The sequence below is a fragment of the Streptomyces sp. AM25 genome (assembly GCF_058146165.1).
The window spans coordinates 1-1,371 of sequence record NZ_JBKIWN010000126.1; the positions used below are offsets into that span (position 1 = coordinate 1).

Genomic DNA, 1,371 nt, shown 5'->3' on the forward strand with positions numbered 1-1,371 from the left:
ATCAACAGGAACTTGCGCCAGCCCTGGTTGGGGAAGACCTGGACGACGTCGGTGCGGCGCTTGATCTCCCGGTTGATCCGCTCGAGCGGGTTCGTCGGCTGGATCTTCTTCCAGTGCCGCTCCGGGAACACGGCGAAGGCGGTCAGGTCGTCCTTGGCGTCCAGCAGCATGTCCCTGACCTTGGGGAACTGGCTGCCGAGCATGCCGGCGACGGTGTCGGCCTGGGCTCTGACCGCCTTCTCGGTGGGCTGGGCGAAGATCGTGCGGATCGTCGCGGCGACCATCTCACCGGCCTCCTTCGGGACCACCCCGAAGACATTCCGTAAAAAATGGAGCCGTAGAGAAACAAGGTGTCGCTTCCACTTGCCGGTGTCGTTGATCCGGTATGGCGCTTCCGGAGGGGGTGCACGGCCAACTCGCCGTGCGATTCGAGGTGTTGCTGCCGCACCTGAACGAGCGGCAGCGACGGTTGATGTGTGCGACGGAAGCCCGGCTGCTCGGGCATGGCGGCATCCGAGCCGTCGCTCGTGCCGCCGACGTGAGCGAGACGACGGTCCGCCGAGGCGTCTTCGAGCTGGAAGCCGGTGAACTGCCGCTTCCCGAAGGACGGGTCCGCAGGCCGGGAGGGGGACGCAAACGCGCCGAGGAGGTTGACTCCGAGGTACTGCCCGCGCTGATGGCGCTGGTCGAGCCGGACGAGCGAGGTGATCCGATGTCGCCACTTCGCTGGACGACGAAATCGCTGCGAAGCCTGGCCCAGGAACTGACCCGCCAGGGTCACCCCGTCTCGGCGATGCCGGTGGGCCGGCTGCTGAAGGAGAGCGGGTTCAGCCTGCAGGCCCAGGCCAAGACGCTGGAAGGAAAGCAACATCCCGACCGGGACGCCCAGTTCCGCTACATCAACGAGCAGGTCAAGCAGCATCAGGCCGACGGCGAACCGGTGATCAGCGTGGACACGAAGAAGAAGGAGATGCTCGGCCAGCTGCCGAACGTGGGCCGCCAGTGGCGGCCGAAGGGTGACCCGGTCCAGGTGGAGGACCACAGCTTCTTCACCGGGCCGAAGGGCGATACAGCCATCCCCTACGGCATCTACGACCTGACCGCCGATACCGGCTGGGTCAACGTCGGCGTCGACCACGACACCTCCACCTTCGCGGTCGCCTCCATCCGTCGCTGGTGGCAGGCCCGCGGCCACCATGACTACCCGCACGCCACGCGCCTGCTGATCACCGCGGACGCGGGCGGCTCGAACAGCTACCGCTACCGGGTCTGGAAGTCCGAACTGGCCGCCTTCGCCGCCGAGACGGGCCTGAATGTCACGGTATGCCACTTTCCTCCAGGTACGTCGAATAGGGTCGGGGACTGGCGCGG

1 protein-coding gene and 1 pseudogene are annotated in these 1,371 nt (G+C 66.7%); one reads left to right on the plus strand and one right to left on the minus strand.

Features of this window, described 5'->3' with window-relative positions:
• Window positions 1-338: pseudogene (locus tag ACLHRZ_RS37180) on the minus strand (transposase); the annotation flags it as partial.
• 47 nt (window positions 339-385) lie between these two features.
• Here ACLHRZ_RS37180 and ACLHRZ_RS37185 point away from each other — a divergent pair.
• On the plus strand, window positions 386-1,371 hold a 986-nt coding region (locus ACLHRZ_RS37185; RefSeq protein ID WP_490423002.1), incomplete at its 3' end, for an ISAzo13 family transposase.